Source organism: [Scytonema hofmanni] UTEX 2349, from assembly GCF_000582685.1.
Taxonomy (GTDB): Bacteria; Cyanobacteriota; Cyanobacteriia; order Cyanobacteriales; family Nostocaceae; genus Hassallia; species Hassallia hofmanni.
In genome coordinates this window covers 4,949,246-4,964,542 of sequence record NZ_KK073768.1, presented here as the reverse complement: position 1 = coordinate 4,964,542, position 15,297 = coordinate 4,949,246, and the positions used below count along the sequence as shown (strand labels likewise).

Below are 15,297 nucleotides of genomic sequence, written 5' to 3'. Positions count from 1 at the left end.
TTCGTTATAGCGATCGCATCCATAGCGTAGACAATCATTCGTTGGTTGTTAAGTAGATGTCGGCACTACATACAGCCAATTGTCTTATGGAATTAAACTAAGCCAGATCATACGATTTTTTGGAAGTAAAAATCGCATCTGTTTGATTTCAGGTCAGAAAATAGCGATCGCGCTCATAATCTTGTTGCCTAACTGCAAAACGACAACATTCCGGCGATCGCGTGTGTTCCCAGATATTTATACTAGAAGCGCGATCGCGCTTTGAGTTTCGTATACATAAATTTATACATTTCCCTAACTGAGGTAGTCAACAGCCCCAAAACTATAAGTCTTTTTTTACACTGAGGTTTGCTAGCAAACACATGAAAGCAAAAAATCTCCGGTAAATTTGAGTAGACCTCCTAAACAGATATACAGTGGCATGAACAACGAGATTAATGTTGAACAAGAGAAGTTGTCTTTTAAATTGCAAGCGATCGCAACTGCCGTAGATGATGCATCTGTGAATTGTCAAGGGGATATTATCGCGCTTTTGGCGTTGCTACGGCAGTTAGAACAGTTACACCGAGAGATCCGAGATGGGGTATTTCAACAAAATTTGCCTGATAACCGTCAGGCACTCTACGCACTACTAAAAGACATTGAGTCTGAGGGAGGATGGCCCTATATTGAGCGCATGAGGCTACAAGCCTATATAGCAAATATGCAGCAAGAAGCTCCTTCAGAAAGCGAGGAACTCAAAGATAAGCCATCAGAACCTTGATTGGGTAATGGGCATGGGGCATGGGGCATGGGGCATGGGGCATGGGGCATGGAAAGAATCGTATTTATTCACGCACTTGCTTTACTTCTTTAATTCTCACTCCGAGCGTGCCCATTGCCCATTGCCCATTGCCCAATTAGCGCTTTAGGGTAATATCATCACACATATGGCGATCGCGCTCTTCAACATTGTGGTTATGCTTGAGGTAATCACTCATCCAGCTACAACCACGAAGCAGCAGGTCGTCTAAATCTAAATTCCACAAAATTATCATGTTGTCACCACTAGCCGATGCGAGTGTTTGACCATCGGGGCTAAAGCTGACACTTAATACTGGACCTTGATGTCCGTTGAGGGTTTTGATCAATTTGCCTTCATGACTCCAGAGTTTGACAGTGCTGTCCCAACTAGCAGAGGCTAGAAGTTCACCGTTGGGACTAAAAGTGACAGCGTTAACACTATCGCTGTACCCCTTTAACAAGGTTTTCAACAAGGTGCCATCCCGGCGCCACAGCTTAACTGTGTTATCCCAACTGGCAGAAGCTAGCAGGCGATCGGTAGGGCTAAAACTCACACCTAAAACCCAACTTTCATGGGGTAAAAAACTTTTTAACAAAGTACCATCCCGACGCCAAAGTTTGACTGTTTGGTCATCACTGGCAGAGGCTATAACTTGACCATCAGGACTGAAATTCACGCTATTTACCCAGCCCTGATGTCCTTTCAAGGTTTTTAGCAAACTCCCCTCATGATTCCAAAGTTTAATTGTCTTATCTTTAGAAGCTGATGCTAGTAACTGACCATCGGGACTGAAACTGACGCTCATCACACTATTACTATGCCCTTGGAGAGTATGAAGTAAGGAGCCATCGCGCTGCCAAAGCTTCACAGTTTTGTCATAGCTTGCTGATGCTAGTACTTGACCTGTTGGGTCAAAACTGACACTACTAACTTTATCAGTATGTCCCAAGAGAGTTTTATAAAGTTGAGTGACAACGCCTTTATTAGTAATTTCTCGTTGCCAGAGTTTTACAGTGCGATCGCGGCTGCCTGAAGCTAACATTTTGCCATCGGCACTCCAAGCAACGCTCAAAACGCGATCCTTATGTCCAGTCAGGATGGGCAGTCTGGGAGGATTTAAGCTCCATAATTTCACGCTTTTGTCATAACTTGCTGATGCCAAAATTTTGTTATCTGGGCTGAAAGCGACACCGGCGATCGCATCGCTATGTCCCTTCAAGGTTTTGAGTAACGTACCGCTAACACTCCAAAGGTTGATGGTATTGTCATCACTTCCTGAAGCTAGCTGTTGACCATTGGAACTGAAATTGAGGCTCCAAACTGTACTTGTATGCTGCCGTAAAATTCTATAAGGATGAAACTTGAGGACATCTTGAGTACTCTTGTCACGTCGCCAAAGCATCACTTTTTTATCTCGACCTGCTGATGCTAATAGTTGACCGTCGGGGCTGAAATTGACTACAGTCACTCCCTTTTCATGTCCTAACAAAGTTGTGACTAAACTACCGTCTCGGCGCCAGATTTTCACTGTTTTGTCGTCACTTGCCGAAGCGATGAACTGACCATCGGGACTGAAAGTTACCCAATTAACTGCTACTTTATGTCCCCTGAGTATTTTTACTAAACTACCGTCGCGCCGCCAAAGTTTAATGGTTGCGTCTTTACTGCCAGTAGCTAACAACTCACCGTCAGGACTGAAATTAACGCTGTAAACCCAGTCACCATGTCCTTTTAAGGTTTTGTATGGTTGGGGGTCAAATTCGCCATTGGTAGGGTTTCTGTGCCAAAGAAGCACTGTTTTGTCAATGCTGGTGGAAGCGAGAGTTTGACCATCGGGGCTGAAACTAATGCTGCTAACAGCATCGCTATGACCTTTAAGGGTTTGGAATAAGGAGCCGTCAGGATGCCACAGTTTGACTGTTTTGTCGCGGCTACCTGATGCTAGTAACTGACCATCGGGGCTGAAAGTTATACCCCACACAATATCACCATGCCCTTCCAAGCGGTTTACCTCGGTTACTCCATAAACTGCCTGCTGGAGTGCTGTCACTACCCGCATCCGAGTATCTGGTTGGATTTTATCTGACTGTTTGAGTCGTCGCCAAGCCCGCAAACTTTCTAAAAGGGCATCAAACTCTTTATTTGAGGCAAATAGCGCTTCACTAGTAGCAGTCAGGGCACTAATTTTAAAGTTGTTTTCGCTGCGTTCGGCTCGTAAAGTTTGAAGTACTGCGGCTCTTTTTTGTGAGTCTGCTTGCCACCATAATGTTGCAATTGTGCCTAGCATGATGAAGAGCGATAAGCCTGCTATGCGTGCTTCTCGCAGTCGTCGATGCAAAACTAAATTTAATTGGTCTTGAGAGAGTTTTTGGGCTACTTCTGCTCTAGTTTTTTCAAAGCGAACTTTTTCTAGTTCGGCTACCATTCCATAATCGGTTTTTTGGCGAATTGGTTCAACTAAATAATCGTGAACTAGCTGGTAGCGATCGCCTGATTCTTCCCATACTCGCAATACTAAGCCTGAACCCACCAAAATCTCTAAAATCAATTCCAGAGTCGAGACACTTATTGGCGTAATTTCTTCTTTTATATTGTCTTTATCGTCTTCTTCTATCTCTACAAAAAATTCCTCTTCATTGTATTTTAGAGATAATTCGTTGTCTCCTATTACCAAAGCAGTCACCAAATCAGCTTTTGTTTTGAATGGTCTTGTGCCTTTTTCATCAGTTAACTCAAACAATAATTTCCAACTTAGTTGTTCGTTTTCTCGACCACAATCTTTAATTACTTCCTCAAGCCATCGCTGCACTAGTTTTTTCGACCCGCCACAAAGCTTGTATTGTTCAAGTGTGGTAATATTTTCTGCTTGAAGTTGAGCGCCGACTATTTGTAATTCGATTGGATGTACTTCGTCCAGTTCCCCTGCTAAATCTTTGACTAGTTGCTGAATTAATTCATCGCTCAATTCATAATGTGAACGTTTAGTCAAACTGTGGATAATACTGATTGCATCTTGGCTAGAGAAGTTTCCTAAGTAGTAACGAATATTCTTATCGAGAATATTTTTATTAATTATTCCCAAATCGTATAACCTACCTTGTTTCTTTTGTTGGCTCAAACGTTCAAATTCTAATAAATAATGTAAATAGTCTTCTCGTAAAGAAATAATTATCTTTACAAAAGATATATTTAAACATCCACTAAAAAAATTATAGAATTCTCTTATTTCTGCGGAATTCTTATTAAGAAAAAACAATTCTTCCAGTTGATCGAATATAATAACTACTAGATGATTCCGTTCGGCTAAGAAGCGAACTTTTTCTAGCAGTATGCTGGAAGAATTTTCTTCGATTATGGAATTTTCATTTTGCGTTAATACCTGATTAATACTACGTATTAAAGCTGTAATCCAATCAGTATAAACAGATAAAACAATTGGCAAAGGTCTGCGCTCGCCAATTATTTTTTCCTTTAAAACTGGTACTAAACCAGCTTTGAGAAGTGAACTTTTACCAACACCTGAAGGTCCATGAATTACTGTAAGTTTGCAGTCAGCACGGGTAATTTTTTCAATCAAGCGATTGATATCTTGCTGCCTTCCAGAAGCGGCAATTTCCTGGGCAAGTCCCTCAGGAATAAACGGTCTTTTTTGCGGCTCCAAAACTGGATTAATTCTGTAGCGTTGTGACTGCAATTGACTAGGACCGATAAAAGCGCGAAAGCCGTACTGATGCTCTATTTGAATTTTTTCTTGCTTGAGGCTAAAAGCTTCACTGTAATCGTGGCGCCCAAAAAAGTAGAGCGATCGCAACTGCTCTAAAATCTGCAAATATAGCGATGGCTCATATTGTACTTCACAAACTACTCTCGCCCATTCCAAATTATTGATAGCTTCCTCCCACTCACCCAAATGTCGCTGAGTGCGTGCCAGCAATAAAAGATACCAACTTTCCTGCTGTCGGGAAACATCGGCAGCATTTTCGGAAATAGAAAGTGCTGTATTTGCTAATTCATGAGCTAGTGACCAATTAGACTCATAAGCCGCTACATCTGCTAAAAAAGCATAATCTTGAGCCATTTGTGCCGAAGTACCATAAATTTCATGCAGTCGCAGAGACTTTTCGGCTAATTTCTGCAATTCTTCCCAAGCTTGTAGGCGTTGTAGCATATCAAGCACAGGCAAAATAAACTTAGCAACTAAGTCTTTTCTTTGCGCTGTTTCCAATACCTCAAGACATTGCTTAAACCACAATAAAGCATCTTGCCAGTAGGTTCTGCCCAGAGTTGGGTGTAAATCTCCCATCCGGCGATAACACAGTCCTAAATGAAATAATACTACCGCTTGCCCAAGTTGGGCGGATGGGGGGAGGGGGGGAGATGAGGGAGATGAGGGAGATGAGGAAGTAATAGTGGTCTCTTCCTTGTCCCCCTTGTCCCCCGTGTCCTCCTTGTCCTCCTTGTCCCCCTTGTCCTCCGTGTCCCCCTGTTCCCTTGCCTGCTTCCAAAGTGTTAAACTTTTTTGATAATGAATTAAAGCATTATCTATTTGATCATCGACGTATTCGTCGCGCCCTAATACGAATTCTAAACTGGCTTCTAATTCTGGCTCTAAAGTGACGTTATATAAACGTTGCAAATCATTACGGGCTGACTCAATTTCGCGGCAATGTTGAGTATGAAGAGCTAAATTAAGATCAGCATTAGATAAAAACTTTTCGGCACCAGCTTCTAAAACTTTGGCAATGATAAATTCTGTTTCTTGCTGCACCAAAGTAATTAAATCGTCAGCAGCCATTTCAAATTTAATGGTGGTTGCCGCCCAGCTTTTAAAATCGGGTGCTAACCGAGAAAGGGATGTTGCTACTTCATCTTGTAGCCATAAGACTAATGGAAAAGGAAGACTGGTGGCGTAGATATCTCGTGCTTGGTTGATGTTAGTAAATAGGTCTTCGAGGTGAGTGACTGATTCTAGACCAGAAATCATCACAACTGACGGTAATGAATCTGTGGCAACGATAGGATTATCGAGAAATAGTTCTGATATTATTTTGGTGTGTAAGGTAGTAGTTGATGGTTCAAGAAAAATTTCTCGTAAATTGATATCTTTGGTGAGAAAGCGCAGACGCTCCAACATTGAAGAGCGTAATTGCATATAATTACACCTAACTAAAATCAGGGCAAATTGATTTTTGGAAAGTGCGATCGCCCGAATTAGCCTTAGTAGAGAATGCTGATTTTGGCTTTGTTTGCTTGCATGTGTTAATTGTGATGTCATAATTCAAAACTGGGCTATTAAATAAAGAGAAAAAATGCCACATCAAAAATTCAAGTATGCTGCCAGCATACTTGAATTTTGACGTTCAGGGCAAACGCATCTAAATTCTGTAATTGATGCCCAGCAAGGGTTATAAATTGTAGTCACCAAACTAAACAATGGATAAAACCTTTGCCCAGTAAGGATTAGAAAAATAAGATGCGTTTGATGTATGAATCTGATTTTCTTTAATACCAAAATCTTTTAGTAGAGACGTTTCATGAAACGCCCTACATGCAGATTCATACCTTTATTCAGCAACGCCTGAATTTTTAAGTTCTCAGTTGTTGTATATACAGCTAAGACCAGAGATGCATCGCTTATAGGTGCTTATATTTTTGCCTTATTTTGCTGCCAAGTCACGACTTTTTCTGTTTCTGCCAAGGCAGGACTGATGCCAAACCAGCGTCCGATGCGATCGCGATATTCAAATATCAACATGCTTCGCAGTAATCTTTGGTAATCAGACTCCCCTTGAACGCTTTGCTGGTGTACTACTTCAAATAACAATTCCCATTCTTCTTCCTTAATCGCTAAGAGCAAATCGTCACGGTAATCTTTAATCACCGCTTCTAAACAGTCTCTAGTAAAAGGTGGGTCTTGCCGTTGCAGGCAACTATAAAGCAGTCCTAGTAAGTTACGGATGTGACCTCCACTTACCCGACATAAACGATCTAGTGTTTCTAGATGGTCGAATAATTCGCTTATTAACGAGGGTCTGGTATTCCAAGGAACTTCCGGAAAGGCTCTAGCTAATACTAGCTGGCTTAGTAGTGACATACCTGGTTCGTAGTCAATTCCATCTCTTTGCCGCACCAACACCATTGGCAAGACTTTGGGAGCAATACCTCCCCCCAGGCGATTTTTTAATGTTTCGTACTCGTTGGAGAAAAGTAATGGTAAGGGAATTGTGTAAACTAGATGACATTTAAGCCGACGCAGTTGTTCGCCTCGGTCGATGAAGAGATACTCTGGTTGCGATCGCCCGGATGCTAATGTACGCATATCTACTCGATCTAAGTTATCAACGATGACAACCAGTCCTTTTTGACCCCTCAGTTTTAGCTGTTCTATGCCTTTGTCTAAAACCTCTTCGTTAATCGCTTGCAAAATACTATTAGTCCGCGGTTCCAGATATTGCCTCAGTTGAGTACGCATCTGAGGGCTATCTTTTGCTTTGGCGCTGATTTTGGCAATACCTAAGGAAAACTCTGCCTCAGCTGATAACTGTATGGGTGTTTGTAAAAAATCCCCAATATCTTTAAACAAGTTGGCAAAATAACCTGGTTTGAGTTTGATGTCAATCGCTTCTAAACTGACACTGACTTGACGGGCTACACTTAGCAAAATGTCGCTAATATCTATATCCGCCATATCCAGATCTTGACTGGACTCAAAATAAACGACATGAAATCCCGCTAACTCCAACTCGGCTTTGAGACGCTGCAATTCTGTTGATTTACCGCAACCAATATGACCCGTAAATAACTGGCAAGTCGGCTCATCCGGGGAAATACGCACGATTGTCCGTTGTAACTCTTCAACAATCTTACAACCACGTACATCCGAAAAATCTATGTAATACTGCCGATCCAGCGCATTACTCATATTTAAGGTGTAGCTTGGGTTGCAGGCTTTATAAAAAGTTGACAAATTTAGTGTGGTTTTCATGTAGATGCAATCAACTTGTATGTTTATATACAAACAATCTCTAACTAAAACTGTGGTTGATGATTAACTCACAACTTAGGTCTTAAGAAGAACAGTTCTCGATGCGATAGACGCACTTTAACAGCAACTATTCTACTCAGGCAGAGATTTATTTGTTGTCCCTGATACATTAAGTCTATATGTTATTTTTACAGATACTGTTGCCGTTTTAACAATTTGAAGTTAAACAAATCTTCTGCAAGTGGGTTAATCTGGGATAGAAACCTATTTTTCGGTATAATCTTCGTTGGTATAAATCCCGATCAAGTAGGAAAGGTAGTAATTATAGCAAGATGCGAATAACTTACATCATGCTTAAATAGCATTGTTTGGCATTGACGTCAATAATGCTTAAGTATATATATTATTATACGTCTAAATAAAAACTTACAGTTTTTTCAGAAAAAATTTTCAATAACTTTATGTACCAACTATGACTTCTTCATACAAGTTTGGTTTTCTTTTTTTTCTGGTTGATTCTTTGATCGCGTCCAAATTCAGAGCATTTACATAAAACTTGTTCCTGGTGCAACGGCTATTATTCATCCAGAATAGTAAATTTAAATTACGCTCTATTTTTCAATACCTATGTTGTAGGCTTTGAGCGCAGGTAAAGTGTTACATACATAGGTAAAAAAGTTTGAAAGATAACGGCTAATGACAAAGCTTAAGTGCGTTTACTTAAATTAATTGACGTATCAACGTTCTTATACTTCCATGTGTGAAAGGAGTTTGAATGGCTGGCATGGTATCAGTTTCCCCCACGGATTTGCGAGTGAGGCGTCATAAATTACGTCGGCAACGGCAAATGAAAATTTTTCAGGCTATTTGGCGAACCTTTGCCGTTAGTAGTCTGTTGGGTGGTTTATTATGGGTGGCAAGTCAACCGATGTGGGTGCTAAAAAATCCCAAACAAATTGAGATTAAATCAGGCGATCGCTCACTTTCTCCTGAAGCGATCCAAAAAGTGCTGGTGTTATCCTATCCGCAGTCTTTATGGAGAATTGAACCGTCTTCCATCGCTGACTCTTTGACAAAACAACCAACTATTGCCAAAGCAAGCGTTAAGCGTCGTCTGTTTCCACCTGGATTAATTATTGATATTCAGGAGCGAGTACCTGTGGCGATCGCGCAAAGGCATCAACAAGCAACTCTTACTCCTCGCACAAACATTGCTTCATCAACGGGGTTACTAGATGCAAATGGAATTTGGATGAATCAAGAAAAATACACATTACTTAATCCTACCGTCAAGTTGCCCACTCTCATAGTTATTGGTTCCTTTGAACAATACCGTCCTTACTGGAATCAACTTTATCAATCTGTGAGCCAAAGTTCCGTTAAAGTCACCTTAATTGATTGCCAAGATCCAACAAATATAATTCTGAAAACAGAACTAGGATATGTGCATCTCGGTGCTATGAGTCCCCAAATAAGCGAACAAATCAAAGTTCTCGCCCAAATGAGCCATTTACCTGCACAACTTAATCCTAATCAGATAGAATATATCGACCTGAAAAATCCGGAATCCCCTTTAGTACAAATGAACCAAAAAACAGTCAAGTCTAACTCTCAAACTCGTTAAAAAGATTAAACGGGTGAGAACACTCTAATTTCTCAGAGTCAATAAATAAGTTTTATGCCAAGAAATTTGGTTTTCCCACAACATACACAAAAATCGGCGTTAACTTCGCTCTTACAATAGGAGAAACAATTATAAAATCTTGCCTTAGGGAGTAAAACCCCGCTTATTGTTACCTTAACATAAGCCTGAAGAGGGCAAGAGTGCGAATTAAGTAAATCATTTGTTACCTCCAGTTTAAGAATAAGTAAGTATAAGCTAAATTTTGTGTTCTCAGTTGCAATAATCTGAATGCTCAAACTGATTAACCATATCATTAAGGAAGACAAGACACGTCATGGCGGGTCTTTAGAAGCTACACAATTCACCCGGAATTGCGCTCATCAAATTGTTAGTATAAAAGTTGCGTGTATACTAAATAACTCTGAGTTATCCAGGATAAGTGATTGGGAGAGACTTTCACTTTCACAATGGGAGACGGTTCCTTGCTTACTAGATCCACAGATATCCAGGACTATTTTAGATGTTCGCGCTTTTCTTCTCCTGCCGGAGACGCTCTTGCAACGAAATACTCTGCAAATGCGTCTTTCCTTGGGAAAATGCTCTCCACATTTGTACGCGAAATGTGTAGCGGCAACGAGGGGCAATTGGTGGTATTACTCATGCCATTTCATATTTGACAGCAAATTTCAAGTGGTCGTAGAAACAATTCCTAAGAGTGATAATGGTAAATTTAATCACCAATATAACTTACTAGTAAAAAAAAGGAGAGGTAATTGGGGATACAAAATCAATGGAGAGAAAAATAGGAGTAAAGAAATTAAGGAGAAGTGGAAGTTATACAGAGCTATTTTAGGTAAATATAGGTATATTTCTGTACAATTGGGTGTGCGCTCGCGTAGCGCGTCCTGTTGCCCAGGTTTCCTGAAAGGAACGCTGCCCTATTCCAGAGGAACAGGGAGGGATTACTGCTGGGCAACATCCGGGCGATCGCTTTACGGATTATTTACAACAGGCTTGCTTTGGGCAAGGTTGCCCTGTTTTATAGGAATAGGGAATAAGTCGTCCTGGGGCAACTTAAGAAAGGAACATACGGGCGATCGGGTGCGTTAATGGTCGATCCAAGAGTAAAATTTCGCGTTTCTAATCCTGTTACGGTTGCAATAAGTGAGAACAAGAAAGAACATAGCTATATATTATGGCATCGTCAAATATAGTTGACTCCTAGTGTGAATAACACCTGAAAAATTCGTTTATCTACCCTTTTCAATCCAATGACACTTGATAATAACCAAAAACTTAGTTATATAAACTCCCAGTTACCGGGACAGCCAGGAATCCCACTGGCAGTTAACCCCGCCAATCCCTTTAATCATGCCGGACTGAATTTCGGACAAAATAACGATATTAAACGAATACCCACTGAAGATCCCCGAATTGGCGATATTGTTCCCGGTCGAGTCGCCAACATCAAAGTAATTGGTGTGGGTGGGGGTGGTGGAAATGCTGTAAACCGCATGATTGCCTCTGATGTGAGTGGGATAGAGTTTTGGACAACAAACACCGATGCCCAAGCCTTAACACAAGCACAGGCTTCCAAACGCTTACAAATAGGACAAAAGCTGACGCGAGGTTTAGGCGCCGGTGGCAATCCGGCTATTGGTCAAAAAGCTGCTGAGGAATCGCGGGACGAAATTGCGACAGCTTTAGAAGGTGCCGATTTAGTGTTTATCACTGCCGGCATGGGTGGTGGTACAGGTACGGGTGCAGCGCCAATTGTCGCCGAAATCGCCAAAGAAATGGGCGCTCTGACAGTTGGTGTGGTAACACGTCCATTTTTGTTTGAAGGACGCCGACGCACCAGCCAAGCCGAGCAAGGTATTGAAGCTCTCAAAGGTAGGGTAGATACGCTGATTATCATCCCGAATAACAAGCTGCTGGAAGTAATTCCAGAGCAAACACCGATGCAAGAGGCTTTTCGCTATGCAGATGATGTGCTGCGTCAAGGGGTGCAAGGTATCTCTGATATCATCTTGATCCCCGGTTTGATCAACGTTGACTTTGCCGATGTGCGAGCGGTAATGGCAGATGCTGGATCGGCGTTGATGGGGATCGGTGTTAGTTCCGGGAAGTCAAGGGCAAGAGAAGCTGCGATCGCAGCTATTTCTTCGCCCTTACTAGAATGCTCTATTGAAGGAGCTAGAGGAGTTGTTTTTAATATTACCGGTGGTAGCGACCTCACCTTACATGAAGTAAATGCTGCCGCAGAAACAATCTACGAAGTAGTCGATCCCAACGCCAATATTATTTTTGGTGCGGTGATTGATGACAGGCTGCAAGGTGAAGTCAGACTTACCGTAATTGCCACAGGATTTACAGGTGAAATGCAAGGCACACCACCGCAAAACGTAGCTAATTCCAGGGTAGTAACTCCACCACCAAGACGACAGGCACCCCAGCCACCAGTAAAAGAGCCAACACCAGTTGTAGAACCCAAAGAAAAATCCGGATTGGATATTCCTGAGTTTTTACAACGACGGCGACCCAAGCCTTAAGCTGACAGCATTAGCTAGTAGCGAATGGCGCCTTAATTCCAGTTATCAGGTTTCATCGGGAGCAGGGTTAGGAACTGAACTTTTGCCTTGTAAAGCTTGCTCAACCCATTGAATTACCTGTTGACCAAGATGGGTGTTGTCCAGGCGATCGATTTCGCGAATTCCGGTGGGACTGGTGACGTTGACTTCGGTCAAGTAGCCACCGATAACATCAATACCAACAAAAGTTAAACCGTCTTTACGTAGAGTTTCCGCTAATTGGGTGCAAATTTCATATTCTCTAGGGGTAATTTCGGTTTGAGCAACTGTACCGCCAGTTGCCATGTTATTACGAAAGTCGCTTCCAGATGAAAGGCGATTGAGGGCACCAATTGGTTCCCCGTCAAGCAAGATAATTCGTTTGTCTCCCTGTTTTGCTTGGGGTAGATAGGTTTGCACCATAACTGGAACTCGACCTAAAAGGGTACTGAGTTCGACTATGGAGTTGAAATTGCGATCGCCTGCTTGCAAAAATAAAATCCCTTCTCCAGCTTTGTTTCCCAATGGTTTGAGAATTGCTGCACCTTTTGCTTCCACAAATTCCCGAATAAATTGCTTATCGGCACTGACAATGGTTTCTGGAATTGCTTTGGTAAACTGGAGGGCATACATTTTTTCGTTTGCCGCTCTAATACCATTGGGACTATTAATCACCAGGGTTTTGTTTTGGTCGATGTAGTCCAGAATGTATGTAGCATAAAGATAGGGAACATTAACTGGTGGATCTGTCCGCATAAATACGGCATCCATTGTTTCCAAGTTAGTCAGGGTACGATCGCTTAATTTGTACCAAGGATTCGCCGCTAAATAGCGTCCTTCCACCAACTGCACTGGTACGAGTTCTAGTCGTTCTAACAATGCCCAAGCTTTGCTGTCTACCACACTCAGCAAATTTGCTTGAGTTACCCAAATTTCATGTCCTAAGATTTGTGCTGCTTCCATCAAAGCAACGCTGGTATCATGACACGGGTCAAGAGTAGAGATAGGATCTATTATAAAAGCCAGTTTCACGCTTAATGCCTCAATCGCCAGGAAATTCCGCTGTTATCAATTTAGATTATCCCCTGACGATTTGACCGATGTGCATAGTATCTTGTGAAAAGACATCGCACTCATCTGAGAAACTTAGACATTATTAGTCGCAGCTAGTAACTCATCTAGCTTGCCCTGAGCCTCTAAAGCGTGTATATCATCGCATCCACCTACGTGGCGATCGTTAATAAAAATTTGCGGCACAGAGCGTCGTCCATTTGCCCTTTCAGTCATTTTATCGCGTGCTGCCTCGTCTCCATCAACGCTGTATTCAAGAAATTCAACGCCTTTTCTCGTCAGTAAACTTTTGGCACGGATGCAAAACGGGCAAGTTCTCCAAGTGTAAATTTCTACTTTAGCAGCCATAACGCCCTCAACTTTATTTAATGCTTCTTAATTTTAGAACTTTGTTACTGGCTGTTGTAGCCGCTCTATGCCGTTTTGGGGCGATCCTCTTTTATCTGCTTCCTTAGTCGGTGATGATCTGTAGTTTCTCAATAACCCATGATAATTGCTTTTTCCTTTCTTCTGCTGTCTGACTTGAAAAAACCAGTGCGAGGAGCTTTGAGTCTAATAATAAAGGAGCGGAGCCTTTTCGTCAGACATTGCCTGAGGAAATCAGCTCCGCTATCAAGCTATTAAGTCAATTTTTCGCTTCTTCGGATACACATATGACACGTAAATTGAAAATCCCTTCGTAGTTGACTTTTTACGTATCTCCTTGTTTTTTACACTGAGCGATCGCTTAATGAAAAGCTTAGTTTTTCCTCAAATTAGGTTTATTGCTGTAGTTTTACACCTGATGATCGGTTATTTACTTCTGCACATTTTTAGACTCGCGACGTCGGGCAATGAGCATTCCACCCACAACTAGACCAAGACCTATGGAAGCACTCGGTTCTGGAACTCTAACTTTTGGGGGTTCGGGGGGCTTTACGTAAGAAGCTACAAATAATGAAGCATGAGACAGTTCCTTACCTTTACCTTCTTTACCATTTCCAGCTAGAGCAACGCCAATGGTATTGAAGACTCCTTCTAAACCTGTTTTCGTAAAATCAATGTCTTTGAAGAGATAGGCGCTGTATTCGGTACTGCTCTTGAGGCTAATCACGAATGTACTCGGACCACTGCCAAGTGCTTTACCTAGACCCCATGAGCCAGTATCAGAGCCGTTTTGTGCTTTAAATCCAAAGAGATTGTTTTCGTTCGAGTCCGATTTCCCAGCTAGCGACCAAGTGACGTTAGAACCAAGATCGAATAAATCGTCGTTCAACTCAGTAAGTAAGGGGGTTTCTGCCCCTGTGTCATTACCATTAAAGGGTCCTTTACAAGCAGTAGCATTAGTTTTTCCAATTAAGACATCGGTAACATTACAAGCCAAACTAGAACCAGTGTTTGTGCTGGAAGTAGTGTTGCTGGAAGTGTTAGTTGTGGTGGGAGTTTGATTTTTATTATTACCGCCATCCTTTGTTGCTAAAGCTGAGGGAGCTAATGCTAAACAATAGAGTCCAATTACAGATGTAATTGATAATCCAAAAACTGCTTGGGAAAATTTTCTGGGCATCTTGACTTGGAAATTATCTTTCTTGAAAAAGGAAATAAATCTCTTGTGTGAACTGTTGTAACTCACTTCACAATTATGTTCGGAAAAAAGAATTTTTGACTAGTCATATCGTGCGTTTTATTCATATCTTTATTTGTTTTTTCTAAATGTAAAAGCTTCATATAAATATGAATATAATTTTTTCTTAAAACAATTTATTTTATTTATTTTGTAAAAACACTGAAATTAGCATAGGATATTTATCTATAGATTTACGTATAAATAGCAATTTTATTTTTATATGAAAATCTGTAAATACAAACACTATAAGGTTTGGAAGAATATCTTTGGATATATTGACGAATTTTGAAAATAGATAAAATTAAATATATATGAGAAAAAATACTTAATTAATAATACTGAAAACTAAATAAATATTTGTGGAAGTTATTAGTTAAAGACCGTATTATCCCCAGATAAACATCAATGCGGGATGATTCTTGGAACTTAGTAAAATCAACTGTGTAGACCTATAAACGTGTCTTTAGCAATTGAATACCTATAAACAAATAAAGTCCGCTCAGGCGGACTTAAAAAAGTGTATTTAGGGCTTGCTGAATAAGTCTTTAAAGCGAATCTAGAAGCCACACAGGTTACAAAATGGTTGTTTCGTTGCTCAGTTTCCTTTCTTTACCTAGCGATCGCGCTTTGATTGTGCAAGGGTTTTGAGACTCTAGA

At 41.2% G+C, this 15,297-nt stretch carries 9 protein-coding genes; 4 read left to right on the top strand and 5 right to left on the bottom strand.

Translation table 11 applies throughout. The features are described 5' to 3' along the window. Positions 1–142 precede the first annotated feature (142 nt). Together TOL9009_RS49735 and TOL9009_RS0127635 are read left to right on the top strand one after the other, a co-directional pair. Positions 143–265: a hypothetical protein gene (locus TOL9009_RS49735; RefSeq protein WP_260675953.1), complete on the top strand. Its 123-nt coding sequence runs from the start codon at positions 143–145 to the stop codon at positions 263–265. Positions 266–421: 156 nt separating this feature from the next. After that, a complete protein-coding gene (locus TOL9009_RS0127635) occupies positions 422–763 on the top strand; it encodes a hypothetical protein (protein WP_029636435.1) in 342 nt (113 codons plus the stop codon). A gap of 136 nt (positions 764–899) precedes the next feature. Here the strand turns inward: TOL9009_RS0127635 and TOL9009_RS0127630 are convergent, their stop codons facing one another. Continuing rightward, positions 900–6,059 carry a WD40 domain-containing protein gene (locus TOL9009_RS0127630; protein ID WP_029636433.1) on the bottom strand — a complete coding sequence of 1,720 codons (5,160 nt, stop codon included), beginning with the start codon at positions 6,057–6,059 and terminating at the stop codon, positions 900–902. A gap of 369 nt (positions 6,060–6,428) precedes the next feature. Beyond that, complete coding sequence (locus TOL9009_RS0127625; protein WP_029636431.1) at positions 6,429–7,769, bottom strand: ATP-binding protein; 1,341 nt, start codon at positions 7,767–7,769, stop codon at positions 6,429–6,431. Between the two features lie 775 nt (positions 7,770–8,544). Between TOL9009_RS0127625 and TOL9009_RS0127620 the strand changes: the two genes are divergently transcribed. Then, on the top strand, positions 8,545–9,393 hold the full coding sequence (locus tag TOL9009_RS0127620) for a cell division protein FtsQ/DivIB (protein ID WP_029636429.1): 849 nt from the start codon (positions 8,545–8,547) through the stop codon (positions 9,391–9,393). Positions 9,394–10,664: 1,271 nt separating this feature from the next. Further along, positions 10,665–11,945 carry a cell division protein FtsZ gene (gene ftsZ / locus TOL9009_RS0127610; RefSeq protein ID WP_029636425.1) on the top strand — a complete coding sequence of 427 codons (1,281 nt, stop codon included), beginning with the start codon at positions 10,665–10,667 and terminating at the stop codon, positions 11,943–11,945. 45 nt (positions 11,946–11,990) lie between these two features. Here ftsZ and gshB read toward each other — a convergent pair whose 3' ends face one another. From gshB to TOL9009_RS0127595, 3 genes are all read right to left on the bottom strand, one after another. After that, the gene (gene gshB / locus TOL9009_RS0127605) at positions 11,991–12,995 is read right to left on the bottom strand and encodes a glutathione synthase (RefSeq protein ID WP_029636423.1); all 1,005 of its coding nucleotides are present in this window, start codon (positions 12,993–12,995) and stop codon (positions 11,991–11,993) included. A 114-nt stretch (positions 12,996–13,109) separates the two neighbouring features. Next, the gene (gene grxC / locus TOL9009_RS0127600; RefSeq protein ID WP_029636421.1) at positions 13,110–13,382 is read right to left on the bottom strand and encodes a glutaredoxin 3; all 273 of its coding nucleotides are present in this window, start codon (positions 13,380–13,382) and stop codon (positions 13,110–13,112) included. 448 nt (positions 13,383–13,830) lie between these two features. Then, complete coding sequence (locus TOL9009_RS0127595; protein WP_029636419.1) at positions 13,831–14,580, bottom strand: PEP-CTERM sorting domain-containing protein; 750 nt, start codon at positions 14,578–14,580, stop codon at positions 13,831–13,833. Positions 14,581–15,297 lie beyond the last annotated feature (717 nt).